This window comes from Chryseobacterium lacus (genome assembly GCF_003336205.1).
GTDB lineage: Bacteria > Bacteroidota > Bacteroidia > Flavobacteriales > Weeksellaceae > Chryseobacterium_A > Chryseobacterium_A lacus.
Genome location: NZ_QPIE01000005.1, coordinates 12,658 through 37,850, shown reverse-complemented (window position 1 = coordinate 37,850; position 25,193 = coordinate 12,658). Strand labels below are relative to the sequence as shown.

The window sequence follows — 25,193 nt, the reverse complement described above, 5'->3', positions numbered from 1 at the left end:
GATTATCGGCTTACCGGACCGGTGTGAGAATCTTTCAGTTGCTCTTCCTGTGCCTGTTTCTGTATTTTAACTTCAGCTTCGGAATTCTTTATCGTCTGTGAAAGGTCATATTCCTGAGCAGCTTCTTTTACTTTTTCGATTTCTCTTTTAATTTCGGAAACAGGATTATCCGTTTCTTTCAGAATTTCTGTTTTGATATCTTCCACGGCTCCTTTCATTTTTCGGACTCCTGAACCTAAATCTCTCGCAATCTGCGGAATTTTATCCGGTCCGAAGAGCACCACGATCACCAGCATAATGACTAAAATCTCACTAAATCCTAATTCCATAGCGCAAAATTACTCTTTTTGATCAGAAAAATAAAACTATTTCAAAACCTTCTCATGATCACACTTCAAATGTAATCTTTGAAAGAGATAATTTTAAAATAAACCTAAAAGGTTTTCGAAATATTGCGCGGAAAAGTAATTTTAATTCATCACGATTTAGTAGCTTTGATTCGTAAACTCACTCATTTTGAACTCACTGTATTTTTTAGTTTGAATGAAAAATGATAAACATTAAAACCTCATAAAGAATTAAAATATGAAAACTTTATTTTTAGTATTGTTTTGGGGGATTTTCATTCAGGCGCAACAATCCGATTTAGTGAACAACACTTGGTATTTAGAAAAATTAACCCTCAATAATGTGGACTATCCACATCCCAACACCATTGCCGGTGCCAATACCACAGCGCAATTTTCTTCCAGTACTTTGGTGACCAGTTTGTGTAATTATCTCAATGCGACTATTTCTTTTGACAACAGTATTATTACTTTTTCAAACGCCGGAACTACCTTAGGAAATTGTCCGAATACTCCACCTTATGATGATTATAATACTTTCGAAAGTAAATATTTTGGAATATTTTTTGGCACTGATACCACATCAGGGTTCTACCCAACGTATTCTTATCTTATCGAAAACATCAACACTATTTTAAGATTGACAGTTACCAATCCCAACGGTGACAAAGCCTATTTCTGGAGCAGCAATCTTTCGACAGCAGATTTTTCACTTTCAGATCTTCAAATCGTACCCAATCCTATTTCAGATTACTTCATCATAAAAACAAAAAGTTCCAACGATAAACTTTCTTTATTCATCACAGATTCTTCAGGGAAAAAAATTATGGAAGAAAGCCTTAAAAACAATCGGGAATATTCTATTGATATTTCCCATTTCTCTACAGGAATTTATTTTGTGACTATTAAAAATGACCGGCAATTCTTAATAAAAAAGATATTAAAAAAGTAAACTTAATGATGCTTTTTACCAAATATTCATTTATAGTCTGAATTATATTAAAAATAATCTTAAATCTTTCTTCGGGAATTTCTCCTAAATACCATATATACAAAGAAAGCACTCGCTGCCATCATCAGAAATCCGAGAAAGAACGGCGCTCCTGGAAAACGAAAAGGCGCCGAACCGTGGGTAAAATAATAAAAACTGTTGGTCATCAACGGTGGCCCGATGATGGAAGTAATGCTCACCACTGACGTGAGCGCACCCTGAAGATCGCCTTGTTCATTGGCCGGAACTTTGGCTGTAATCACCGATTGTAATGCTGGGCCGGCGATACCTCCAAGACAGTAAATCAGTAAGATGGCAAACATCATCCATCCCTGATTTGCAAAAGCAAAAAGCAGCATCCCGATTCCATACATTATAATTCCGTACAAAATACTGCGTTCGGCGCCAAATCTGGGGTGTACTTTTCTTATCAAATAACCCTGAACCAAAGCTGTGGCAGCACCCATCACGCCTAAGGAAATCCCTACCATTTTTTCATCCCAATTGAAAACATACATCGTGAAATACGGCCAGTTGGTCTGCACTGCATGCGCCGCAATATACACGAGAAACCAGGCAACCATCAAATAAATAATAGACGGATATTTCCTGATATTCAACAAAGTTCCGATGGGATTGGCTCTTTTAAAACTGAACTTGCGACGATGTTCCGTATCCAGACTTTCAGGAAGAACGAAAACTCCGTAAATAAAATTGACAAGACATAAAATTCCGGCTGCAATAAAGGGAACTCTGGCTCCGTACTGTCCCAAAATCCCACCGATAACGGGGCCAAGAATAAAACCGAGGCCAAATGCGGCACCGATCATTCCGAAGTTCTTTGAACGATTGCTGTCATCAGAAATATCCGCAATATAAGCACTGGCTGCAGTAATGCTCGCACCGGTAATCCCGGAGAAAATACGGCCTATGAAAAGCCACATAATAGTGGGCGCCCAGGCTTGCAGGAAAAAGTTAAGCGAGAATCCAAATAAAGAAAATAAAATAACAGGCCTTCTCCCAAACCGATCGCTGAGGTTTCCCAAAACCGGCGCAAACAGAAATTGCATGAAAGCATATAAAAACCCAAGCCAGCCGCCGTATTGTGCCGCAACAGAAAGATCGGCATTACCGATGAGCTCCTGAATAAGCTTCGGAGCTACCGGAATTACGATTCCCCATCCGGTGATATCAATAAGCAGCGTAATGAATATAAAACCAATTGCTGCCGGCTTTTGCTTTTTTTTCATGATGCAAAAATAAATAATTGCACAACTGAATCTGATTTAAAATTAAAAAATGCCCTCAAATTAGAGGACATTTCTTGTATTCATATCAACAGTGTATTACTGTTCTTCTTTTGTTTTTTCAAACTTTTGGGCAAGTTTCTTTGTCGCTTCTTCGCCGCCTTTTTTCTTGAGCAAATCATAAGTGACTGCTGAAGCAATAAACCAAGTGGAATAGGTACCAAATCCGACTCCGATGAGAAGTGCAAACATAAATCCTCTCAGGTTCTCGCCTCCTACAATGAAGATGGCAAGGATTACTAAGAAGGTTGCAAATGCCGTGTTGAAGGTTCTTCCCAATGTGCTGGAAATAGAATCATTGAAGAGACTTTCCAGAGTAAGCGATTTTTTCTCTCTCAGATATTCCCGGATTCTGTCGAAGATAATTACGGTATCATTAATGGAATATCCTAAAACTGTCAATATCGCTGCAATAAAATCCTGATTGATTTCCATACTGAAAGGCATCACATTTCTCAGGATAGAATATGCTCCCAAAATCACGATGGCATCATGCAACAGTGAGGCCACAGCACCCGTGGAAAACTGCCATCTCTTAAACCTCAATAGAATATACAGGAAAATCCCGACAAGCGAAATGATAAGGGCAAAAGCTCCACCTGTTTTAATATCGTCTGCGACGGTAGGCCCAACTTTCACAGAACTGATAATTCCATACGCTTCATCGCCAGAACTTTTGAAAGAATCAATGGTGGCATCTTTTGGCAGGAATGGTTTCAGGCCTTCAAAAAGCTTTTGTTCCACCTCCATATCTGCTTCCACACTTTCTTCGTCAATCTTATAATCGGTGGTTACTTTCAGTTGATTGTCAGATCCGAAGGTTTTCACATCCACAGCACTCTGGTCGCCGTCTTTATTCACGAACATTTTCTGCAGGCTCTCATCTGCCTTTGCAGACTGAACGGACTGATCAAAACGCACTACATAACTTCTTCCTCCGTTAAAATCAACCCCAAATTTAAATCCTTGTGTGAAAATAGATCCAAGGCTGACTAGGGTAATTACGGCAGAAATGATATAAGCATATTTTCTTTTTCCGATAAAATCGATCCAGGTATTTCTGAATAAATTCTTGGTTAAAGGTGTCCAGACAGACAGTCCTTTTCCTTTTTCCAAACGACTGAAGATCATCACTCTCGTCAAAAGCACACAAGTAAACATGGACATCACGATACCGATTCCCAAGGTTACGGCAAATCCTTTGATAGGCCCTGTCCCGAACACATAAAGTACAATTGCGGTTAGTAAGGACGTAATATTTCCGTCAATAATCGCCGAAAGCGAGAAATTGAAACCTTCTTTGTAGGCTTCTTTTATATTTTTACCGAGGAACAATTCTTCTTTGGTACGTTCATATACAATAACATTGGCGTCAATGGCCATCGCCATGGACAGTACAACCCCGGCAATACCAGGAAGCGTAAGCGTGGCATCAACAGAATCCATAATTCCCATCAGGAAAAACAGGTTGATGAGCATCGCTATCACCGCATAAATACCGGCTCCACCGTAGTAGAAAATCAAATAAACAACAATGATCAGGAAGGCGATGACGAACGACCACATTCCAGACTCGATCGATTCAGCTCCCAAAGATGGCCCTACTACTTCTGCCTGAACGATTTTTGCACCTGCAGGCAATTTTCCTGCTCCCAGAACATTTACCAGATCCTGTGCTTCTTCCTGAGAGAAATTCCCGGATATTTGTGTTCTTCCGCTTGGGATGGCTTCGTTCACATTCGGAGCAGTATAAACTACATTATCCAATGAAACGGCTACCGGTTTTCCGACATTCTTTTCAGTCATCGTTTTCCAGTCTTTCGCTCCTTTGGAATCCATTTGCATATCCACCACTACCCTTCCCAGCTGGTCATAACTGATGTTTGCTGATTCAACAGCACCATCTACAGGCGCTTTTTGGGAAGCATTTCCTCTGATGGCGTACAATACAAGATTACCCTCGTTTCCGACATCAGGTTTATATCCCCACATGAATTGGGTATGTTTGATATTCGCAGGGCGGGCATTTTTTGCAATAGGATGATTCAGAATTTTATTAACGGTAGCTGTATCTGAAAGTTTCACATTCGCTACACCTGTTGTAGCCAGCGTATTGATCTGAAGAAGCTTGAGAAAATCTGTATTTTTAGCTACACCAATTGAATCTCCTTTCAGGGAAATTACAGTAGAGAGCTGTTCAAAATAAGGGAAAATTTCCGGAGCCTGCTGCACTTCCCAGAACTGAAGTTTTGCAGAGGTCTGCAACATTTTCTTCACCCTGTCGATATCTTTTACACCCGGCATTTCCACGGAAATTCTTCCGGTTCCGGGAACCCGCTGTACATTAGGCTGGGTAACTCCCATTTTATCGATACGGGTTCTGATTACTTCATACGCCGTACCTGTGGATAGTTCTATTCTGTTTTTTACAATTCTTTTTACTTCCTCGTCGCTGGTATTGAAACGGATTTCGGAAAGATTAGGATTTCCGAAGATTTCAGGGTCTGCAAGTTTCAGGTTGGTATTTTTCTCTTTGTTTACTTCATCAAACTGAACAAAGAAATTGTCGATATAAGAACCGGTAGATTTCTTCTGAACTTCATCCGTTCTGTTCAGCGCTTCGATAAGCACCGGGTTTTCGGAATAGTTGGTCAGGTTGTTAATGAGGTCTCTCTGGTTAATTTCCAAAAGCACATTAATTCCTCCTTTCAAATCCAGACCCAGTTTCATCTCCTTTTCTTTGGCTTTGGTGTAATAAAGTTTATTAAAACCCAAATCTAAAGTGTCTTTAGAAAGCCTTTCGATTTCTTTCTGATATTTAACAGGATCCCCTGCTGAAAGTTCTGTCGCCTGTCTTTCTATCTTCCCTGAATACCAGGTAGGCAGCAGTTCATTAATACAGATCAAACCGAGAATAACCGCAATAAGCGTAATAAATCCTTTTCCTTGCATTGTAATACAGCATTTAATTATAGTCGGCAAATATAATAATTTTCCTGAAACATTTTAATAAATTTTTAACATTTCGGGGCGTTGAAACGGGAATTCTCAGAAAATCTGCCCAGGACTTCACAAACCGTGAAAAAGGTTGATTCTGTAACTTCTGCACAAAAAAAACTCCTAAATGATTTAAGAGTTTTATGCTTTCAAAAGAACGGGTATTTTTATTTAATCTTCCTGTTTCTTTTTGTCTTCCGCGTTATACGCATTGATGATTTTTCTCACCACCGGATGCCGAACAACATCTTCTTCGGTCAGGTGTACGAAACCAATTTCCTGCACCTCTTTTAGAATCCTCATGGCTTCCCGCAAACCGGATTTCTGGCGTAATGGAAGATCTACCTGACTCGGATCGCCGGTGATGATGAATTTCGCATTCATTCCCATTCTGGTGAGGAACATTTTCATCTGAGAATGGGTGGTGTTCTGGGCTTCATCCAAAATAACGAAGGCTTCATCCAACGTTCTTCCTCTCATAAAAGCAAGTGGAGCTACTTCGATAACTTTCTTCTCAATAAAATTCTCGAGTTTTTCATGAGGAATCATATCGCGGAGTGCATCGTACAAAGGCTGCAGATAAGGATCCATTTTCTCTTTCAGGTCGCCGGGAAGAAATCCGAGGCTTTCGCCGGCTTCTACAGCTGGGCGTGTCAGGATAATTCGTTTCACCTGTTTATCCCGCAATGCTCTTGCAGCCAAGGCAACCGAAGTATAGGTTTTTCCCGTTCCGGCAGGACCGATAGCAAATACCATATCTTTTTTCTCGGATTCTTTTACCAGTTTCTTCAGATTGGTGGTTTTGGCTTTTATGATTTTCCCGTTGACGCCTTTTACAATAATATCATGATCAAAAACCAACTCTTTTTCTGTTTCATCTTTAATATTAAGAATATTCTCTACGTCTTTCAGCGAAATGGTGTTGTGTCGGGAGATGAAACTCACCACATCATCCATCTTGTTTTCAAACACATCCAAAACCTCCTGATTTCCCATGGCAAAAATCAGATTGTTGCGGCCGGTGATTTTCAGCGTTGGAAAACTTGATTTTATAAGATTAAAAAATTGATTATTAACACCATAAAAAGTTTTGGGATCAATTCCTGCAAGTTCATAGTTCAGTTCAAACATTCAGTATTTTTAATAATTGTAATAATTCTTAAATTTAAAATTAATTTTGGAAACGAGAAAAAAATCTTCTCATAATCCATTTTTAATTCTATTTTTTTTGGGTTAAATTTGCATTTCTTTAAAACAATTCCCATGCCTGTGATTACCCTGACTTCCGATTTCGGAAATACCGACCACCGCATAGCTGCGATGAAAGGCAGGATAATCTCTCTGAATCCGGACATCACCATTCTGGATATCAGCCATGAAATACAGGCTTACAACCTGAAACAGACGGCTTATATCGTAAAGAATGCCTATCATCATTTCCCAAAAGGCAGCATTCATATTATTGCGGTGGACAGTTTTTACCATAAAGACAGAAAATGTATTATTTATAAGGCCGACGGACATTATTTCATCGCGGCAGACAATGGCGTGCTGAGTCTTATTTTTTTTGATATCAAACCGGAAACCGTTTATGAAATTACTTACAATACCCGTTTCGACGATATCGTTAGGTTTGCTGCTGCAGATGTTTTGGTTCCTGCGGCCGTTCATTTGCACAATGGCGGTTTGCCGGAAGTGATCGGAAGGAAATATACAACGCCCAAACAACTTTCCTTTCCCAATGCAGGATTTACAGATCACATGATTTTCGGAGAGGTATTGTATATTGATAATTTTGGCAATATTATTTCCAATATCAGCAAAGCGTATTTTGAAGAACATTACGTGATTTTTGATAGATTCACTATTAAATTCAGGAATCTGGCCCTTTCAAAAATATATTCCGGCTACACAGGACTGGTCACCGAATGGGAAAACGAAACAGAATTTCACGGCAAACCTGCAGCCATTTTCAACGAAGCCGGACTGCTGGAACTCACCATTTACAAAGGAAATATTAAGAACGGAGCCCATACTCTTTTTGGATTAAATATCGGAGAAAGAATCTACGTAGAGTTCCATAAAGACTAAAATTGCAGGATTCCCAAAAATATTGAAGATTTTTTTATCTTTGTAAAAATCAAAAAACCACATGGCAGAATACAAATTATTACTTCCATCTATGGGAGAAGGAGTGATGGAAGCTACCATCATCAGCTGGATGTACAATGAAGGTGATACCGTAAACGAGGACGATTCCGTTGTTGAAATTGCGACAGACAAGGTGGATTCTGATGTTCCGACCCCTGTTTCCGGGAAAATTGTAAAGATCCTGAAACAAAAAGATGAAGTAGCCAAAATTGGCGAAGCCATCGCCATCCTGGAAATTGCCGGCGAAGGCGAAACCGTTGCCGAACAACCTCAGGAGCCTAAATCTCACGAAGAAGTAAAAACAGAAATTCCGGCAGCCCAGGATATTGCAGAACTGGAAAAACCTTTGGAAAGAACACAACCTGCGGCAGTATATTCAGGAGATCTGTACCTGTCGCCACTGGTGAAATCCATTGTTCAGCAGGAAAACATTTCCGAAGCGGAACTCAATACCATTCAGGGGAGCGGGATGGAAGGCCGAATTACTAAAGAAGATATTCTCGCATTTATTGCCGGCAGAAGTACTGACAAAGCAACACCTCAACCATCAACCCCGACACCAATTCCGACACCGGTTGCAGCAACACCGGCTGCTTCTGTAAAAGTGGGAGAAGGAGATGAAATCATACAGATGGATAGGGTGCGTAAAATTATCGCTGATGCCATGGTGAATTCCAAACGCACTTCACCGCACGTTACTTCCTTCATCGAAACCGACGTCACCAACGTGGTGAAATGGAGAGCCAAAAACAAAGCGATTTTTGAAAAACGCGAAGGCGAAAGACTGACGTTCATGCCTATTTTTGTAAAAGCAATCGTTAAGGCCATTCAGGATTATCCGATGATCAATATTTCGGTGGATGGCGATAAAATTATTAAAAAGAAAAACATCAATATCGGAATGGCTACGGCACTTCCGGACGGCAACCTGATTGTTCCGGTCATCAAAAATGCCGACCAACTTTCACTTTCCGGATTGGCAAAAGCCATTAATGACCTTGCCGACCGCGCAAGAAATAAAAAACTGAAACCGGAAGATACTCAGGGTGCCACTTACACTATTTCCAACGTAGGAAGTTTCGGAAACCTGATGGGAACACCGATTATTCCGCAGCCTCAGGTTGCCATTATGGCCATCGGAGCCATCGTAAAAAAACCGGCAGTTCTGGAAACTCCGGACGGCGATATGATCGCCATCCGCCAATTGATGTTCATGTCGCATTCCTACGATCACCGTGTTGTAGACGGCTCTTTAGGTGGTATGTTTCTGAAGCACGTTCACGATTATCTTGAAAACTGGGATCTGAATACAGAGATCTAAAAAGAAGTGATCAACATTACTACAACCTTCGGATTTTTCCGGAGGTTTTTTTGTAACTGTATTCAGGGGGTTATTCAATCTTCCACAATTCAATAAAAAAATAAAAATATTGGTAAAATTGTAAGCCATAAGAGTTCCAAACAAATCATTACATTTGGAGTTGACTAACAGTTCCAGTCCATTGCTTTATGAAAACAGAATTATTTTTTCTATTTTTATTACAGTCATTACTCTGCTTTTCGCAAGAAAGAAGGATTGATGGAATATTTGAAAACAGTTCGAAGAATATTGTTATTTTATTGAACCGGCAATTGACCAAAGACACTCTCAGCAGCGATATTCAACATTATTCGAAATTTGAAATTAAAGTTAATGATAAAAAGTATCTCACCATCAGTTTAATTCATGATATTGATTCCACAAAGATTGAAAGAACCTATAAATACACCGTAGAAAACAATTCATATTTATTAAAAAACAAAAACACCAAGCCACTCTTAATTCCTTATATTTTCGGATCATTAGACACAAAAAAACTCTATCTGTCCATAGATGCAGATAATAATCTTATTATTAATACTGTTGAAAGCCGAAGTGGTGCAGTTTTACTGATTGGGTTTCTGGACTGGAAAACTACTCAAAAAAAATATGTTTATAACCGAATTAAATAGGAATTTCGTTCAAAAAGATAATATTCCTGATAAAGAGATGGAGGTATTTCGTCAGCTTCAATTCATGAATAAGCCCGGAAAATAAAAATGATTCTTAAATAAACAGAATATTGAAAAAATTCATCTTCATTGTGGTAATCCTTACGATCATCTGGAGATGTTCATTTTTGATGTTGTTTCCCGATAGCATTTTTATGGACGAAAAAATAAAGTATTCACATGAAATAGACCAACTCAAATCCAAAAAGTTGTCGGTATTTTATAGCTTTAGAAAAGGAACTGAATCTGCTAATACTGATTTTTATTTGAATGAAAAACCAGATAATAATGATGAGGTATTTTTCACATTTTATTCTCAACTTGCTAAAAGACCAATCCCACTTCAATTTCTGACATTCAATCTATCTACCGGCTACAACGGTGTGAACGTAGAAATTTATAAAATCGGAAACCGTTTCAGAACAGAAGTTAACAATTTTACTGATAATGCATCCGACACAAATTCCACCAAATATAAAATTCTCCATACGAAATTAACCTTGACAAAAGCGATTACAAAACAGGAGACAGTATTTTTGGAAAAATAAAGTTAGAAATTGAGGAAACAGGAACTGATCAATCCGTGAGAAAATATCTATCGCAAGGTGTATTTAAAAGCACAGTTCAATGAACATTGAATGCAGATAATAATTAAGTTTGATAAATGCGAAACCTGTGACCGACTATAATCTCCCCTCCATCCACCCGCTGCGCAAAGTCTGACTTCGTCGAATCTTCGATTTCCTGACTTTGAGCCAATCCATCTGGCTCTCAAACATATAAAAATCATTATCATTGATAAAATTCAACCCATGAAAGCCGGTTATTTGCTGATTGCTGGTTAATCGGTTAATTGTTTAAGGGTTTAATCGTTTAAGGGTTAGTTGTTTATAAAAAGTGAATTTGCGAATTTGCTGATTGATTAATCGTTTACTCGTTTAGAAAAAGTAAATGTTCTCCCTCCGGTACAAAAGTGGCTGAAATATTCCCCTCCTCCGGAGGGGTGGCGTCCGACGACAGGAGGATGACGGGGTGGTTTTTGCAGGTAAAATCGTTTACAAGCCATTTCACAGGAACAAATTTTCTTTTACCCCGGCCCTAAAGGGTGAGAAAATCTGTTCCTTTGCTGCGGTCGGTGCTATGAGGGTTTATAATCGATAACGGGTTAATCGCTAGAGGAGCAGATTTGCTTATTCGCTTATTTGCCCATTAGCTATCTGCAGCAATGAAAAATCCCGGAACAGCTCCTTTTTGGGCGGGGTAAAATGTTTCGGGATTTTGGTGTGGATTTGCGCATTTGCTGATTTGCGAATTCGCTTATATACAAATTTGCTGATCGCTGGTTAATAGGGAGATGCGGGAGTAGCTCAAAATCAGGAGACTTGCGCAGCGGGGGAATTGTTTTAAACCAATTTATGCTTATTTTTGAAAAAAGGCTCAGATTATAAAATCCAAGCCCCAACTTTTCAACTTACACACTTTAAGGGATAGTGTCTCCTACTCCCGCCAGAACGTTTCGCTATCGAAGTATTCTTCTACCTGCTCCAGATTTTTTACGTTTTTCAGGAGGTACAGAAAGGCATTAAGGTATTTTTCCTGACTGTATTTTATGATTTTCTGGTGTTCGTTGTTATGCTCTAGTAACTCTATCTGTGGCTCAGTAAGTACATCCGGCAGTTCAGACAGCTTATTCCCGTACATATTCATGAACAGCCACGCATCCCTGAAAATGATCTGCAGGTTCATATTCAGGTTTTCTCTGGTTTCAGTCGCTTCTTTATTGAGTTCTTCCACAATACCTTCCTCTTTCAATTTCTTTAAGGTCTTCATGGTATGGAGATGGCGTTTGAGCGGATCTATAAAATCTCTTTCCAATTTTTCGGTAATCCTGCGTACTTTTTTGTAAATATTATAGACGTCACCCAGTACCGGATCTTTTTGGTTGTCCGACTCAATTTTTAGAAAAAACTCTATCATTCGGCTCTCCATTATTTCGTTGTACATGATGCCGTAATGCTTGCGATAGAACTCCAGAACTGCCTCTATCTGGCTTGCAGCGATTTCCTTGCGGGTACCCTTCGCGGACGTTTTTCCGGGGAAGAATCTGGAAGGGTTCATGTCAAAATCCTCCGCCAGAATTCTTACGACATCAAAAGAAGGCTTCGTATTCCCCGCTTCCAGCTGTGTCAGTGCACTTCTGCTGATGGAAAGACGTTCCGCAAACTCGTTCTGCGTCAATCCGTGTTTGGTTCTTATTCCTTTAATAATTTCACCTGTATCCATGATTTTTTAAATAACATGTGTTTTTTATAGTACATTTGTTTTTTATTAAAAACAATTTTGTATATTTGTATCGACAAAGATACATAATATAGTTTGGATTAGCAAAAACATTAACATTAAATAAGCAAAAAATGATATAGACATCAACGAACCGACCACCATTCCAGGTTCACTCAAGAGAACAGATCACCCCGGCTGAATGGTAAAGCCCGGACATCACAAAGATTATTTTGATTTAAAAATTAAGTTATGCACAACTTAGGAATTTCACGAACCGACCAACATTACAGGTTCACACAACAAACTGCGCCACCGCTGAATGGTCAAGCCTGGCAGCCACTCAATTTTAATTTTAAATATTTTAAAAAGATTTATTATGATTACTTTTAAAGCCGTCGAAAGACGAAACCCTTTGTTACCGGATGATCCCAAGAAGTATTATCCGCTGGTGAAAAGCACAGGAACCATCGATGTACGAACCATTTCCGACGAGCTGTCGGATGCTTCCACGCTGAACAGTGTGGACATCCGTGCCGTGCTTTTCGGCCTGGAAAAATCACTGCTGAAGTATCTGCAGGAAGGATACATCGTGAAATTCGGAGATCTGGGAACCTTCCGCCCTTCACTGAGCGGAACAGGAACCGATACTGCTGAAGAGCTGACTGCGTCACACGTGACCAAGAAGCGCATTATCTTCTCGCCTTCTCCGTTGTTGAAACGTACGGTGGCCATAGCCCCGGTAAAAAAAGTTCAGGACGTGTAGCCGCACGACCTGAATGCTTGATTGTGAGTCCCGGCTTTTTAAGTCGGGCTCTTTTGTGCCGTAAAGTTACGTTTTTCAGACCAAATTTTGTACATATGGATTTATTTTTCGTCCTTATAGACTTTTTTTTCGTCTTTACATTATTTTTTTTCGTCCTTACGAACCCAAATTTTCTTGCATACAACCATTTTTCACTCTCTTGGCGAACTATTTTCACCCAAAAACACCGTCATTTTTTGTCAGAACCTCTGATTCCCCCACCTTTTATTAAACTTTTTCTGCTTTTTTTGTACCGAATTCCTCCCTAAAAACTTGTTTTTCAACCAAAAAACCTACCATTATTACCTTTTTCTGATGGAAAATCTGTTTTTTTTGATCCATTTTTTGTTCCGATTCAAAGGTGAACAGCATGAAGCCACCTTCCTGAAAGGGTAAGAACTCGGGTATTACTTCACGATTCTGCCGGGATTTCCGACCACGGTGGTGCCATCCGGAACATCGTGGATGATGACCGCTCCGGCACCGATGGTGCACCATTGGCCGATGGTGATGCCCTGAATAACACAGGCTCCGATGCCAATATGGGTGCCTTCGCCTACAGTGACATTTCCTGCCAGTGCTGCATTCGGGGAAATATGAACATAGTCTGCCAGCTCACAGTCGTGCTCTACGACGGCCGCCGTGTTGATGATGCAGTGCTGCCCGATCTGCGCTCCGGGATTGATGACGGCATAGGCCATGACTACGGTACCATCGCCTACCTTTGAAAAGGGCGATACCGTTGCGGCCGGATGAACCGCGCTCATATAGTGCAACGGATACTTCAAAGCGAATTTTTTCCGGGTTGTATTGCTGCCAATGGCAATGACGGCCTCGGATTCTTCAGGGTACACTTCAACACAGCGTTCAACCGGAATGCCGAAAATCTCCTCCACCGGAGGAGCATCATCAACGATTTTCTCTACCTCCCTTTTGTTTGCGAGCAAAATATCCAGGATGACTTTTGCGTGTCCACTGGCTCCAAATATAATCATATCGCATTTCCTTTAAAACGTTCGGTAGTGGCCTGCCCATCCGTGTTGATTCCTTCACTGATGACCACTTTTTTCAGGGTGAGGAAAAGAATGCGCAGATCCAGAGTAAAACTCAGGTGATCTACATACCAGACATCATACTCAAATTTCTGCTGCCAACTGATGGCGTTTCTGCCGTTTACCTGTGCCCAGCCGGTAATCCCGGGACGCACTTCATGCCGGCGGTACTGTTCAGGCGAATAAAGCGGCAGGTATTCCGGAAGCAGCGGCCGGGGACCGATTAATGACATCTCCCCTTTCAGGACATTGATCAGCTGCGGGATTTCATCCAAAGATGTTTTGCGCACAAAATTCCCTATTTTGGTTAATCTCTGCGCATCGGGCAGCAACTGTCCCTGCGCATCCTTTTTATCATTCATGGTTTTGAACTTGATGATGCGGAACAGCCTGGCATTCTTTCCCGGGCGGGTCTGGAAGAAAAAAGGTTTCCCGTTATTAGCGAAATACAAGCCAACCGTTACCAGCACAAATACGGGGCTTAAAATGAGCAAGCCTGTGAAAGCGGCCAAAAAATCGAAGAAGCGTTTTAATCCATTTTTGTACATGGAAGGGAGTTCATGGTTTAGAGGGCTAAAATAAGGAAAAATGGTTAAACATTAATCGGTTAATGGCTTGGATTTGATTGTACTGGAACCGATTTTTCTTTTCCCCCAACCCTAAAGGGTGAGAAAAATCTATTCCCTTACCTGTTGGTGAGATAAAAAATCACGGCACAGCTCCCTTTAGATCCGAAGTAAAATGTGCCGGGATTTAAAGGGTGAGAAGGCTTCGTCAGGCTCAGCCTGAAAGAGGGTACCCGATCATAACCACCAATTATGGAGTGGAATTATTTCTTATGAAACCATTTCATAATAATATCATAAGACCGGCGGGTATGATATTCGCTCTCCAACAGGTTTTTACAGGGCTGTCTGTACTGAGCAAGATCCACATCCATCAACAAGTCCACTACTGTCACCATCCGTTCTCTGTCACCGGCAGGCACTTTGTATCCACATCTGTGTTTTTCAATGATATCGCCTATGTCAGTGTTCGGGTCTGTAGCAGCGATCACGGGCATCTGCATTTCCAGATAAGAGAGTAACCGGGACGGAAAATTCGGGATCGTAAAATTCCTGTCTAAAAAAATCAACCCAATATCGCAGGAAGAAAGCAGCATATCATAATCTTCTTTGGGCAGTTTTCTTAATAGTTTCGCATTGACAGGTCTATTATTCTCCATCCATTGCTGGATGCGGTTGTACTCCGTCCCTTCACCAACAATTAAAAAGAAGGCCTGTTCAAAAGAAACTGCGGTAATGGTTTCCAGTAAAAAATCCAGGCCCTGTGGCCTGCCTAAATTTCCCCCGTAAACCAATAGCCGTTTATCCGTTGGCAGGTCATACTTTTGTCTAATTCGCTTTTTCTCTTCTTCGGTGTAGCTCAGATACAACGGTACAATAGAGTTAGGATTCACTTCAATTTTCGAAGCATCTAAATACGGATGATTCCGTGCAACGAATTCGGCGTTTGCGGGAGACATGGTGCCTATGGCATCTGAAACCTCGTATAACTTTCTCTCTTTCTTCTGAAATTGACGGTGGATCAAACCATTTTCGGCTATCATTTTCATATCCACCGCATTCTGAGGAAAGATATCCTTCAACAACAGGTAGGCGAATGCACCGTCTCTTTTCTTAATATATTCTACCACCTTTACCAAAGTAATCGGAGGCGTGGAGTACAGCACCAAATCAAACTTTTCTTTTATCAGATACTTCTTCACAGCTCTGAGATACTGATACTCCAAAGCCAGCGTACCGATTCCTTTTTCTACAATATTGGTCTTCTGTATATTCAATGTCTGCACCTGAAGCAGGGTAATCCCCTCTTTTACAGTCAGGTTTGTTTTGATGCTTCTCCGCCGTTCGACAGGACTTACAATGGTGATGCTGTGGCCTTCATCCCTGAACTTTCGCAGTAAGTCCTGATAAATTCCACGTTCTTCTACAGAATTAATTTCTACCAATGTCAGAAAAAGTACATTCATCTTATATTTTTTCAGACCAAACAGTTCTTTTCACATAATCCGTGTACGACAGGATAATTCTCACCACTTTTTCCGATACATTCGGCATCGAGTAATCGGCTACCGGCCTGAAGTTGCGGGTGTCACCGACTTCCTGGCACAGCACCTGCACGAGACCCTGAAGGATTCTTTCCGGTGAGAGGCCGACCATCATGACCGATGCTTCTTCCATGGCTTCCGGCCTTTCGTGCGCCTGGCGAATGTTCAAGGCTCTGAAGTTCAGAATTGAGGATTCTTCAGAAATGGTGCCGGAGTCGGACAATACGGCGTAGGAGTGCATTTGCAGTGCATTATAGTCGTGGAAACCGAGGGGTTTCAGCAATTGGATTTCGGGCCGCATTTCGATCTGCATTTTATTGATCATGTTCTGGGTTCGCGGATGCGTGGAAACAATCACCGGATATCCGTACTTTTCAGCGATCGCATTCAGGGAGCCCATCAACCCACGAAAGTTCTTCTCCGAATTGATGTTTTCTTCCCTGTGCGAAGAAATCACAAAATATTTTCCTTTTTCCAGGTTCAGTTTCTTTAACACGTCCGAAGCTTTGATTTGAGGCAAATAATGGTTCAGCACTTCAAACATGGGCGAACCGGTCTTGATGATGCGGTCGGCGGGAAGGCCTTCTCTCAATAGATATTCTCGCGCTATATCGGAATAGGTGAGGTTAATGTCAGAGACGTGATCCACAATTTTGCGGTTGGTTTCCTCAGGAACCCGCTGATCAAAACATCTATTACCTGCTTCCATGTGGAAAATCGGGATGTGACGCTTTTTGGCAGGAATCGCACACAGACACGAATTGGTATCGCCCAAAACCAGAAAAGCATCGGGTTGTAGTTCTTCCAACAGTGGGTCGATTTTAATCAGGATGTTCCCGACGGTTTCTGTGGCAGTTTTCCCTGCGGCTTCCAAAAAATAATCGGGTTTGCGTAGGCCTAAATCTTCAAAGAAGATCTGGTTCAGTTCGTAATCGTAGTTCTGGCCGGTGTGGACTATGGTGTGTTCGATGGCTTCGGATTGGTCGAGCGCCATAAGGACTCTTGATAAACGAATGATCTCGGGTCGGGTACCGACGACGGTCATGACTTTAAGTTTTTTCATAGTGGGTTCTCGCTGATTGTTTTCTTTCAAGGTGTTTTTCACGCAGATTTTCGCAGATTTATTGATGCAAATTTATGATGATTTTGATTTTTGCATATTTTGGTTTCTCCTATGTTTCATGTTTTTTTTCACGCAGATTCACGCAGATTTATTTATCCAAATTTATGCGGATTTCGATTTTCGCAGATTTTAGTTTTCCCAATGATTCATGTTTTTTTTCACGCAGATTTTCGCAGATTTATTGATGCAAATTTATAATGATTTCGATTTTCGCAGATTTTCGTTTCTCCTATGATTCTTGTTTTTTATTTCACGCAGATTTTCGCAGATTTATTGATGCAAATTTATGATGATTCCGATCTTCGCTAATTTTCGTTCCCAATGATTCATGTTTTTTATTTCACGCAGATTTTCGCAGCGTTATTGATGCAAATTAAGCTTATTACATTTACATGATTATAATTTATTGGCCACTCTTTTAATGGACTCATTAATTTCTGCAGTATTAAAATTAACTAAAATTCCTAATTTTAAACCTGACAATTTCAAATAAGTAGTCAATTGCTTAAAATGAACTTCTGCCAGTTCCTCTACCGATTTAACTTCGATGAGCACTTTGTTTTCTACCAGAATATCGACTCTGTAACCTACATCCAAAGATATTGATTCATATTGAAAGGGTAATACTACCTGCGTTTGAACTTGTAAACCTGCCTTTTGTAACTCGTAAGCAAGAGCTGTCTCATAGGCAGATTCTAATAATCCCGGGCCTACTGCATTGTAGACCTTAAATATACATCCTCTGATCAGGTAAGATATATTATTTTCCTCCATAGTGTCTGGATTCTGGTTTTTTATTTTGATGCTTTTGTTTCACGCAGATTTGCGTGAATTATTTATGCTGATTTTTTGCAGATAAAGATTCATTCTGGTTTTTTGTTTCATGCTGGTTTTTTGTTTCTCGGAGATTTTCGTTCTCCTAATGATTCATTTTAGTTTTTTTGTTTCAAGTTAATTTTAATTCACGCACATTCATGCTGATTGTTATTTTAGGCATCTGCATGATGCTTTTAAGATCTGCGGCAATCTGCGCGTTTAAATCTGCGTACATCTGCGTGAAACAAAACATTTCTACTGAGAACCTTTCCAAATCTGCGAGAACCCCTCTACACTTCCAGCAAGTACGTATCCGCATCGGCGGGATCGTAGGGTTCATTGATCCAGAAGATGGTGTACAATTCTTCATCGCCGATGTTTTTAATGTTGTGGGTGTACCAGATGGGCATATCTACATAAGCGGGTTCGTTGCCGTCGAGGTGGAAATTGAGGACTTCATCGGTATCTATTTTACGAAGTTGGATCAGAGCTTTTCCTTTGATGACTGCGAATCTTTCGATTTTCCGGGTATGATAATGATTTCCTCTCGTGATTCCCGGCACTGTGGTCGAGAAAGAGCATTGCCCTCCTATTCCTAATCGAATGACTTCCACAAATGCGCCTCTGGGATCGGTGTGCTGTGTGAACTTCACCGGAAAATGGGTTGCATAATCCATATACGAGCGAAAGGTATTGAACAGGTTGTGTTCGAACGTATTATTGATGACGGGAATTTCGCCTCCGTCAAAATATTTAGTTTTGTATTCCGTTAATAAAGATAATACTTCCGATACCTTTTTGGTGGCTGTCGGTTCTATATATAATTCCGGACTTGAATTTCCATTTCTGATTTCCTCAATGATTCGATCCACCAGTTCTTGCACATAAATGAGCTTTACTTCGCCGTCGTTGGCAATCGTTGGCGTTTCACCATGTGTTAATTGATGACAAAAAGTGGCAATGAAAGAATTATAAAATGGTTTTCCAAAAGCGCCAAAAACATTGGGAATGATGAGGCCTGAGATTTTACCTCCGCTTTGTTTTGCCCACTTCACCAAAGCTTCTCTACACTCACGTTTTGATTTTCCGTAAAGATTATCTCTTTCTTCCTGGGTTGAGGATGAAATGAGCACATGGGCTTTTGATGCTGTTCGTTTCAGTGAATCTACTAATTGATTTGCCAACGCAACGTTGGTATCATAAATCACTTGTTCAGAATCGTGACGGTTCATCGCTGCCAGGTGAACAATCACATCACATTGGGAAACAAAGGCGTCGAGTTTTTCTTCGGATTCAAAGAAGTTGCGTTCAAACGGAATTTGTTCAAATTCTTCAGGATATAATCCAAGGGTGTTGTATAAATGTTTTCCGACAAATCCTTCCTGGCCGGTAATTCCTATTTTTTTCATGGGGTTTGGCTTTTATTCTATTGACAAAGGTAAAAGGTAAAAGGGTTCGCATGGTTAAGTTTATTTTTTTCTTTCACGTGGTTCTAACAGATCGCAAAGAGATATAAGATTCTTTTTACTTTTTACTTTTTACTTTTTACTTTTTACTTTTTCCTTTTACTTTTAACTTTTAACTTCTACCTTTTTCTTTTTCCTGTCAGGCTAAGCCTGTCGAAGCCCTTCTTACTGAAAATAATCCAGCGGGTATCGGTATTCGTCCTGTACTTCGCCGACGCCATAATCTGCCAGTACTAATAATTTGCTGCTTTCCTCCAGAGCACGGATTGCTGTAATGCATCCGCCCGGAATATGTAGGAAATCCAATCGCTCCGCGGTCAGTATATATTTATTCTGAGATAAATCTTTGGAGGGATTATCAAAATCATCCACCTTGATCACCCGAATTTCAAAACTTCCGCTCATGGCGGCGAACCATCGTTGTTCTATTTGATGTCCCTGCCAGCCCCGGATAAAATCCGGAGAATGATTCTCTATGGTGTAAATCCGCTTAATTTGTGAAGCATCGAAATCATTGTTGTAAGTGATAATGCCGCGGTGGTCTTTGTGTTTATTTCCTGGTAAAAGCATTGATGGTTACTGTTTCTGAATGATTATTGACAAAGGTAAAAGGTAAAAGTAAAAAGGCAAAAGTTTCGTGTAGTTAAGCTTATTTTTTATTTCACGCCGATTGAAGGGCAAAAGGCAAGAAAAGGGTTAATGGTTTAATCGGTTAATGGTTTATGAAGCTTTTTTGCTTTTTTGCTTATTTGCTTTTTTGCTTATTTCACGCCGATTTTATTTTCGCAGATCAATTCGGTGATGTTTTTTAATTTAAATCTGCGTTCATCTGCGCTTTTAAATCTGCGTTCATCTGCGTGAAACTACTACTCCGCATACTGTTGCACGTCCTCACCAAAGACTTCCTTACGGATAAGTGGCAAGGTGGAGATGAGTTTTTTCAGGCCTTCCACATCCTGCTGTTCGGTGTTATGGGAATGGTAGTCTTCAATTTTGGAAATATCCCGTTCTCCTTCGGAGAAATATTTGGCGTAATTAAGATCGCGGTTGTCGGCCGGAATTCGGTAGAAATCGCCCATGTCTTCGGCATACAGCATTTCTTCGCGGGTGCAGAGGGTTTCGTAGAGTTTTTCTCCGTGTCGGGTTCCGATAATCTTTACCGGAACTTCCTTGCCGGTAAGTTCTATGAGGGCCTGCGCCAGATCCCCTATTTTTCCAGCCGGTGCTTTATTGACGAACAAGTCTCCCGGATTGGCATTTTCAAACGCAAATAAAACCAAATCTACCGCATCTTCCAGCGACATGAAAAACCGGGACATGTTGGGATCGGTGATGGTGATCTTCTCCCCTTTTTTAATCTGGTTCAGAAACAGAGGGATGACGGAACCTCTGGAAGCCATTACATTCCCATAACGGGTCAGACAAACGACCGTGTCCGTAAGGCTTCGAGACTCAGCTACGGCTACTTTTTCCATCATGGCTTTGGAGATGCCCATCGCATTAATGGGATACGCAGCCTTGTCTGTACTTAAGCAGATGACTTTTTTCACTTTATTGTACGCCGCAGCGCGGATGACATTCTGGGTTCCTTCCACATTGGTTTTCACCGCCTGCATCGGGAAAAACTCGCAGGAGGGCACCTGTTTGAGCGCAGCGGCATGGAATATATAATCCACTCCGCGGGTGGCGGGTTCCACGCTCGAATAATCGCGCACATCGCCGATGTAATATTTGATTTTATCATTTTTATAGAGGACCCGCATATCGTCCTGCTTCTTCTCGTCGCGCGAAAAAATGCGGATTTCTTTGAAATGATCGGTGTGCAGAAACCGATTCAATACGGCTGTACCAAAAGAGCCGGTGCCACCGGTGATGAGAAGGGTTTTATTCTGGATTTTCATATTTACTGTTTTGCGTAATATAACTGTTTATAGGTTTCGGTCCAAACAGATATCTGGGTCTCTATATTAAATTTTTCATTTACCAAGGTTGCAGCATTCTGGCAGTACTCATCATATTCGGCACTGTCTATCGCGATCATGCGGTCAATATACAGAGCCAAATTTTCGGGAACATTGGACGTGTGGAAGCCACAGCGGTAACTTTCCAAAATGGACCAGGGGGTTCCCAAAGAAGCTAAAACAGGCGTCCTTTGATTCAGCGCTTCCACCACCACATTGCCAAAATTTTCACTTTCGCTGGGCAGCACTAAGAACCAAGATTCTGCATATTTGCTTTCTTTTTCATCTCCGGTAATGTGTCCTGAAAACTTCACCTTGTGATCCAGGTTAAGGTCAGTAATAAGTTTTTTCAATTCCTGAAAATAGTCCTCATGTCTTTCTTCGTGTGAACCTGCAATATCGAAAACAAAGTCTGAATTCTTAAACAATTTACTTAAAGCCAACGCTTTAATAAATTTATGAAGGGCTTTTATTTCATGAATTCTGCCCATAAATAAAAACTGCTTTTTTTTGGGTTTATCCACAAAATCGGCAGGATGCATCAGATTGGGAACCTGCAGCACCTTACTGCCTTTAAAAAATGCAGTTATATCTTCTCTCTCTTTATCGGACGTAGCATGAAAAAGAATTCTTTTGTAAAGTAACCGGTACAGCAAGAGAGTTGGCTGTTTTTTCAGACGGCTGAAGCGGAGTGCATCTGGACTCAGCTCGCCATGCACGCTGCAAACCACAGGTTTTCTTGGAAACAGAAGCGATCTCATCAGCAAGCTGATGGTGGAGGGAATGTTGAACATTCCACTTAGATGAATAAGGTCTGCTTTTTTTATCTGCTCATAAACAGAACGCAAACTCTTTAAACTGAAGGTATTATTCGAATAGTAAACGCTACCGTAGTCTGTGGGAATAATTTGATCACTCACGACCTCACTCTTGTCTATTCCGTACATCGTTGTAAATACATCACACGCAATATCTTTCTGACCCAATGCCGAAACATGCCAGTACACTGCGCTGGCCTGGCCACCGATCTGGCAAGGGAAGAATGCGCCTATGGGGAAAATTATTTTCATACGTTTGTAATAAATATATTTATAAAAATGTTTGCACTATTTCACTTTCGTGGTACTATTTGTAACAGCATCCTGCTTTGTTAAATAATAATTAATAAATCCATAGATGAACAACATGTATATAAAGGCTGACGAACCGATTCCGACAAAATAGTCCTCACCCAGATTCATAAGAGCATACACCACAAGATACCCTGCCAAAATAAGCGGAACCTTGTGTTTTTGTGTAAATGATGTAATGATGGATAAGAAATACATAAGGAGGGAGAGCACTGTAAAAACTATACCCATATTCAATACAAACCGAATATAGCAGTTGTGCATGTTCCCAGTACCAGCGATCACTTCGTTTGCATCCATTCCATTGCCCCACCACATATTATTATTTATTGCAAAATAGGCACCCTTCCATATGTCTTTTCTTCCTGAATCCGCTGCTGCTCCTGACAAATTCTCAAAACGCCCCAAAACGAATGATAAATCTAAAAAATAAGAAACAATAGTAAATAGTAAAATCAATAAAACTATGCTACGTATGAAAGATTTTAACTTATTAAAGTACTCCAAAATGAAGATCAGCAAGACTCCTACCATCGCATTCCGAGAACCAGCAAACAGCATTGTTAAAAAAATAGCAACGCCTATAATATAAAACCATCTTTTATTAACCGACTGAGATTGATTTACCAAAAACAGAATTACAAGCCAGAATACCGTAGAAATGCCATAAGCATTAGAATTATTGACAAAGCCCGAAAACCTATGGCCACTTAGCACTAAATGACCATTTAATAAAACTGAAAGAAAAATAAAGAATGCAATACAGTAAATGAAAAATTTTGTAATACTGCGATTTCGCATTATTGCATATCCTATAATTGGAGGAAGAAGCAAACTTAAAACGCTTAAAGAAAAGAAACGAATATAATCAACCCCTTCAACCAACGCATAACAAAATTGTACAAAATAAAATAATGATATGAAATATACAGGTGTAGTGATCCTAAACCCCTTCTTTGTATTAAGGTATAAAATAGACACTCCAGCTAAGATGCAAAATATAATCCACCGCATTACAGAGGCAATAGTTAAAGTGATTGGAGGTAATGTTCGTATAGTAAGCATCTCTGTCATCTCTGAATTGGAAATGGACATGACAAAAGGTGCTAAAGCAAACAGCATAATCACCAAACACTGAACTAAATTTAGATGATTAAGCTTAAGCATTCAATAATTGCATTAAGCTTGCTACATGGATCTCTGGGCTAATAACGTTCGATAAACCTCTGCTTCGCTCACTAAATTTAATAAGTTCAGTATTATCCATATTTATTATTTTTTCAAGCTTCATTTTCAAATCCATTACTGAGTTATCCTTAATATGGTAACCGTTGTAATTACTAATAACAAAATGTGATGCTGCACCGCACGTTTCTGTACATAATATAGGCAGGCCCGCAGCGGCAGCCTCATGTATTACAATTGCCCAAGTCTCTTTTAATGATGGAAGAACAAAACAACCTGCAGTCTGTAGCTGTAAAACAAGTTCTTCCTGAGACATAAAATTTTTTACAATGAAATCAGCAGTCAACAATTTTTCTCTCAACAGACCTTCACCCACAACCGTAAAACTCCACCCCTTTTTATCTTCTATAGATGACCAAGCTGCTATAAGGTTTTCTAACCCCTTAACTGGTAAGAAAGTTCCAATAAATAAAAAGTTACGAGGATAGTCTTTTCTTTTTTCTACAATTGAAACTTTATAAAAGTTGTTTATATTTGCTGATAACGAATTAAAAAGAATTTTCTGGTTTGTAAATCCCAATTTCCGAGCGTAATCATATTGTCTGATTCCTGCGACCCACAAATGCGTGAATGCTTTTTTTATATGAAAAGGAGCTATTGCGGTGTTTATTTTTTGCTTCCATGTACCGTACCAAGGCGTGTCGGACATTGCCACAATCGGGATAGCACTTCTTTTTTTTAAATGTTTACAGATCCAATTGTATTCAGGAATCATCCAGCCTGCAGTCACCACAATATCAGGTTGGAAAATTATAATTTTCTCTAAGATATCCTCTTTTTTTAAATCCTTGTAATAGAAGTTCGTAAAATTTTTGAATAAGGGAACTTTTTTTATAAATCTCCCTACATTAAAAGAAAGTATGTTCGCATCATACAATTCAATGAAAGATGAAATTGAATTTACCTGATGAGGAACATAATCAATAATTAAAAAAACTATCTTAAAATCTTTTCCCATTTCTTTTCATCTGTATTGTATTTCTTAATAATTTTAGCTGGATTGCCACCTACTATACTGTATGGAGGAACATCTTTTGTAACGACAGATCCAGCAGCGATTACTGCTTTATTTCCTATAATAACTCCAGGAAGAATAATACTTCCAATCCCGATCCAGACTCCATCATCTATTTTTATTTTCCTACAGATATCTTTTCCTGCCATTCGGATGTTCTCTGGCTCCATTTCATGTGTACCAGACGTTATAGTTACATTATGAGAAATGTCACAATTTTTACCAATTTCAATAGTACATCTACCTCCTGTAATATATGTATTTTCGCCAATAAAGGTATTATCTCCAATAATTATCTGACCAGCTGTTGAAATTCTAATATTCATAAGTTTAGTATTCTTGCCAATTTGTACACCACATTTGGAA

Annotated in this window: 23 protein-coding genes; 6 read left to right on the top strand and 17 right to left on the bottom strand. The window is 40.0% G+C overall.

Annotation, left to right across the window (positions count from 1 at the left end; translation table 11 throughout):
* Positions 1 to 2: 2 nt before the first annotated feature.
* Entirely contained in the window at positions 3 to 329 is a 327-nt protein-coding gene (locus DQ356_RS07280; RefSeq protein WP_114303833.1) for a Sec-independent protein translocase subunit TatA/TatB, read from the bottom strand.
* A gap of 256 nt (positions 330 to 585) precedes the next feature.
* Between DQ356_RS07280 and DQ356_RS07275 the strand changes: the two genes are divergently transcribed.
* On the top strand, positions 586 to 1,299 hold the full coding sequence (locus DQ356_RS07275; RefSeq protein ID WP_114303832.1) for a T9SS type A sorting domain-containing protein: 714 nt from the start codon (positions 586 to 588) through the stop codon (positions 1,297 to 1,299).
* Positions 1,300 to 1,358: 59 nt separating this feature from the next.
* Here the strand turns inward: DQ356_RS07275 and DQ356_RS07270 are convergent, their stop codons facing one another.
* The 3 genes from DQ356_RS07270 to DQ356_RS07260 form a co-directional block, all read right to left on the bottom strand.
* Positions 1,359 to 2,588, bottom strand: coding sequence for a TCR/Tet family MFS transporter (locus DQ356_RS07270; protein ID WP_114303831.1), 1,230 nt, complete (start codon positions 2,586 to 2,588; stop codon positions 1,359 to 1,361).
* Positions 2,589 to 2,684: 96 nt separating this feature from the next.
* Positions 2,685 to 5,597, bottom strand: coding sequence for a protein translocase subunit SecD (gene secD / locus DQ356_RS07265; RefSeq protein ID WP_114303830.1), 2,913 nt, complete (start codon positions 5,595 to 5,597; stop codon positions 2,685 to 2,687).
* A gap of 216 nt (positions 5,598 to 5,813) precedes the next feature.
* Positions 5,814 to 6,773, bottom strand: coding sequence for a PhoH family protein (locus DQ356_RS07260; protein ID WP_114303829.1), 960 nt, complete (start codon positions 6,771 to 6,773; stop codon positions 5,814 to 5,816).
* Between the two features lie 132 nt (positions 6,774 to 6,905).
* On the opposite strand from DQ356_RS07260, the gene DQ356_RS07255 reads away from it, so the two are divergent.
* The 4 genes from DQ356_RS07255 (at position 6,906) to DQ356_RS07240 (ending at position 10,372) form a co-directional block, all read left to right on the top strand.
* The gene (locus tag DQ356_RS07255; RefSeq protein ID WP_114303828.1) at positions 6,906 to 7,733 is read left to right on the top strand and encodes an SAM hydrolase/SAM-dependent halogenase family protein; all 828 of its coding nucleotides are present in this window, start codon (positions 6,906 to 6,908) and stop codon (positions 7,731 to 7,733) included.
* Positions 7,734 to 7,794: 61 nt separating this feature from the next.
* A complete protein-coding gene (locus DQ356_RS07250; protein WP_114303827.1) occupies positions 7,795 to 9,114 on the top strand; it encodes a dihydrolipoamide acetyltransferase family protein in 1,320 nt (439 codons plus the stop codon).
* Positions 9,115 to 9,425: 311 nt separating this feature from the next.
* The gene (locus DQ356_RS07245; RefSeq protein ID WP_126723252.1) at positions 9,426 to 9,785 is read left to right on the top strand and encodes a hypothetical protein; all 360 of its coding nucleotides are present in this window, start codon (positions 9,426 to 9,428) and stop codon (positions 9,783 to 9,785) included.
* A 110-nt stretch (positions 9,786 to 9,895) separates the two neighbouring features.
* Positions 9,896 to 10,372 carry a hypothetical protein gene (locus DQ356_RS07240; RefSeq protein ID WP_126723250.1) on the top strand — a complete coding sequence of 159 codons (477 nt, stop codon included), beginning with the start codon at positions 9,896 to 9,898 and terminating at the stop codon, positions 10,370 to 10,372.
* A gap of 949 nt (positions 10,373 to 11,321) precedes the next feature.
* Here DQ356_RS07240 and DQ356_RS07235 read toward each other — a convergent pair.
* Complete coding sequence (locus DQ356_RS07235) at positions 11,322 to 12,107, bottom strand: helix-turn-helix domain-containing protein (protein WP_114303824.1); 786 nt, start codon at positions 12,105 to 12,107, stop codon at positions 11,322 to 11,324.
* A 376-nt stretch (positions 12,108 to 12,483) separates the two neighbouring features.
* Between DQ356_RS07235 and DQ356_RS07230 the strand changes: the two genes are divergently transcribed.
* Positions 12,484 to 12,870 carry an HU family DNA-binding protein gene (locus DQ356_RS07230; protein WP_166413079.1) on the top strand — a complete coding sequence of 129 codons (387 nt, stop codon included), beginning with the start codon at positions 12,484 to 12,486 and terminating at the stop codon, positions 12,868 to 12,870.
* A gap of 446 nt (positions 12,871 to 13,316) precedes the next feature.
* Here the strand turns inward: DQ356_RS07230 and DQ356_RS07225 are convergent, their stop codons facing one another.
* The 12 genes from DQ356_RS07225 to DQ356_RS07170 all read right to left on the bottom strand — a co-directional run bounded on the left by DQ356_RS07225 (position 13,317) and on the right by DQ356_RS07170 (position 25,153).
* A complete protein-coding gene (locus DQ356_RS07225; RefSeq protein ID WP_114303822.1) occupies positions 13,317 to 13,904 on the bottom strand; it encodes an acetyltransferase in 588 nt (195 codons plus the stop codon).
* Positions 13,901 to 14,509 carry a sugar transferase gene (locus DQ356_RS07220; protein WP_114303821.1) on the bottom strand — a complete coding sequence of 203 codons (609 nt, stop codon included), beginning with the start codon at positions 14,507 to 14,509 and terminating at the stop codon, positions 13,901 to 13,903. Before DQ356_RS07220 ends, DQ356_RS07225 begins: the two co-directional genes overlap by 4 nt.
* A 281-nt stretch (positions 14,510 to 14,790) precedes the next feature.
* Positions 14,791 to 15,993 carry a glycosyltransferase family 4 protein gene (locus tag DQ356_RS07215; protein ID WP_114303820.1) on the bottom strand — a complete coding sequence of 401 codons (1,203 nt, stop codon included), beginning with the start codon at positions 15,991 to 15,993 and terminating at the stop codon, positions 14,791 to 14,793.
* 1 nt (position 15,994) lies between these two features.
* Positions 15,995 to 17,134: a non-hydrolyzing UDP-N-acetylglucosamine 2-epimerase gene (wecB, locus tag DQ356_RS07210; protein ID WP_114304045.1), complete on the bottom strand. Its 1,140-nt coding sequence runs from the start codon at positions 17,132 to 17,134 to the stop codon at positions 15,995 to 15,997.
* A 456-nt stretch (positions 17,135 to 17,590) separates the two neighbouring features.
* Positions 17,591 to 17,968, bottom strand: coding sequence for a GxxExxY protein (locus tag DQ356_RS07205; RefSeq protein ID WP_114303819.1), 378 nt, complete (start codon positions 17,966 to 17,968; stop codon positions 17,591 to 17,593).
* A 332-nt stretch (positions 17,969 to 18,300) separates the two neighbouring features.
* The gene (locus DQ356_RS07200) at positions 18,301 to 19,419 is read right to left on the bottom strand and encodes a polysaccharide biosynthesis C-terminal domain-containing protein (RefSeq protein WP_114303818.1); all 1,119 of its coding nucleotides are present in this window, start codon (positions 19,417 to 19,419) and stop codon (positions 18,301 to 18,303) included.
* A 222-nt stretch (positions 19,420 to 19,641) separates the two neighbouring features.
* Positions 19,642 to 20,046: a WxcM-like domain-containing protein gene (locus DQ356_RS07195; protein WP_114303817.1), complete on the bottom strand. Its 405-nt coding sequence runs from the start codon at positions 20,044 to 20,046 to the stop codon at positions 19,642 to 19,644.
* 296 nt (positions 20,047 to 20,342) lie between these two features.
* Entirely contained in the window at positions 20,343 to 21,377 is a 1,035-nt protein-coding gene (locus DQ356_RS07190; RefSeq protein ID WP_114303816.1) for a polysaccharide biosynthesis protein, read from the bottom strand.
* 2 nt (positions 21,378 to 21,379) lie between these two features.
* Positions 21,380 to 22,507, bottom strand: coding sequence for a glycosyltransferase (locus DQ356_RS07185; RefSeq protein WP_114303815.1), 1,128 nt, complete (start codon positions 22,505 to 22,507; stop codon positions 21,380 to 21,382).
* A 36-nt stretch (positions 22,508 to 22,543) separates the two neighbouring features.
* The gene (locus DQ356_RS07180) at positions 22,544 to 23,734 is read right to left on the bottom strand and encodes an O-antigen ligase family protein (protein ID WP_114303814.1); all 1,191 of its coding nucleotides are present in this window, start codon (positions 23,732 to 23,734) and stop codon (positions 22,544 to 22,546) included.
* On the bottom strand, positions 23,727 to 24,770 hold the full coding sequence (locus tag DQ356_RS07175) for a glycosyltransferase (protein WP_114303813.1): 1,044 nt from the start codon (positions 24,768 to 24,770) through the stop codon (positions 23,727 to 23,729). Before DQ356_RS07175 ends, DQ356_RS07180 begins: the two co-directional genes overlap by 8 nt.
* Entirely contained in the window at positions 24,749 to 25,153 is a 405-nt protein-coding gene (locus tag DQ356_RS07170; RefSeq protein ID WP_166413077.1) for an acyltransferase, read from the bottom strand. Before DQ356_RS07170 ends, DQ356_RS07175 begins: the two co-directional genes overlap by 22 nt.
* Between the last annotated feature and the right edge of the window lie 40 nt (positions 25,154 to 25,193).

Bases quoted from the DNA above. Each gene is read 5' to 3' on its own strand.
- DQ356_RS07280 (WP_114303833.1), bottom strand. From the start codon at position 329: ATGGAATTAGGATTTAGTGAGATTTTAGTCATTATGCTGGTGATCGTG.
- DQ356_RS07275 (WP_114303832.1), top strand. From the start codon at position 586: ATGAAAACTTTATTTTTAGTATTGTTTTGGGGGATTTTCATTCAGGCG.
- DQ356_RS07270 (WP_114303831.1), bottom strand. From the start codon at position 2,588: ATGAAAAAAAAGCAAAAGCCGGCAGCAATTGGTTTTATATTCATTACG.
- secD (WP_114303830.1), bottom strand. From the start codon at position 5,597: ATGCAAGGAAAAGGATTTATTACGCTTATTGCGGTTATTCTCGGTTTG.
- DQ356_RS07260 (WP_114303829.1), bottom strand. From the start codon at position 6,773: ATGTTTGAACTGAACTATGAACTTGCAGGAATTGATCCCAAAACTTTT.
- DQ356_RS07255 (WP_114303828.1), top strand. From the start codon at position 6,906: ATGCCTGTGATTACCCTGACTTCCGATTTCGGAAATACCGACCACCGC.
- DQ356_RS07250 (WP_114303827.1), top strand. From the start codon at position 7,795: ATGGCAGAATACAAATTATTACTTCCATCTATGGGAGAAGGAGTGATG.
- DQ356_RS07235 (WP_114303824.1), bottom strand. From the start codon at position 12,107: ATGGATACAGGTGAAATTATTAAAGGAATAAGAACCAAACACGGATTG.
- DQ356_RS07230 (WP_166413079.1), top strand. From the start codon at position 12,484: ATGATTACTTTTAAAGCCGTCGAAAGACGAAACCCTTTGTTACCGGAT.
- DQ356_RS07225 (WP_114303822.1), bottom strand. From the start codon at position 13,904: ATGATTATATTTGGAGCCAGTGGACACGCAAAAGTCATCCTGGATATT.
- DQ356_RS07220 (WP_114303821.1), bottom strand. From the start codon at position 14,509: ATGTACAAAAATGGATTAAAACGCTTCTTCGATTTTTTGGCCGCTTTC.
- DQ356_RS07215 (WP_114303820.1), bottom strand. From the start codon at position 15,993: ATGAATGTACTTTTTCTGACATTGGTAGAAATTAATTCTGTAGAAGAA.
- wecB (WP_114304045.1), bottom strand. From the start codon at position 17,134: ATGAAAAAACTTAAAGTCATGACCGTCGTCGGTACCCGACCCGAGATC.
- DQ356_RS07205 (WP_114303819.1), bottom strand. From the start codon at position 17,968: ATGGAGGAAAATAATATATCTTACCTGATCAGAGGATGTATATTTAAG.
- DQ356_RS07200 (WP_114303818.1), bottom strand. From the start codon at position 19,419: ATGAAAAAAATAGGAATTACCGGCCAGGAAGGATTTGTCGGAAAACAT.
- DQ356_RS07195 (WP_114303817.1), bottom strand. From the start codon at position 20,046: ATGCTTTTACCAGGAAATAAACACAAAGACCACCGCGGCATTATCACT.
- DQ356_RS07190 (WP_114303816.1), bottom strand. From the start codon at position 21,377: ATGAAAATCCAGAATAAAACCCTTCTCATCACCGGTGGCACCGGCTCT.
- DQ356_RS07185 (WP_114303815.1), bottom strand. From the start codon at position 22,507: ATGAAAATAATTTTCCCCATAGGCGCATTCTTCCCTTGCCAGATCGGT.
- DQ356_RS07180 (WP_114303814.1), bottom strand. From the start codon at position 23,734: ATGCTTAAGCTTAATCATCTAAATTTAGTTCAGTGTTTGGTGATTATG.
- DQ356_RS07175 (WP_114303813.1), bottom strand. From the start codon at position 24,770: ATGGGAAAAGATTTTAAGATAGTTTTTTTAATTATTGATTATGTTCCT.
- DQ356_RS07170 (WP_166413077.1), bottom strand. From the start codon at position 25,153: ATGAATATTAGAATTTCAACAGCTGGTCAGATAATTATTGGAGATAAT.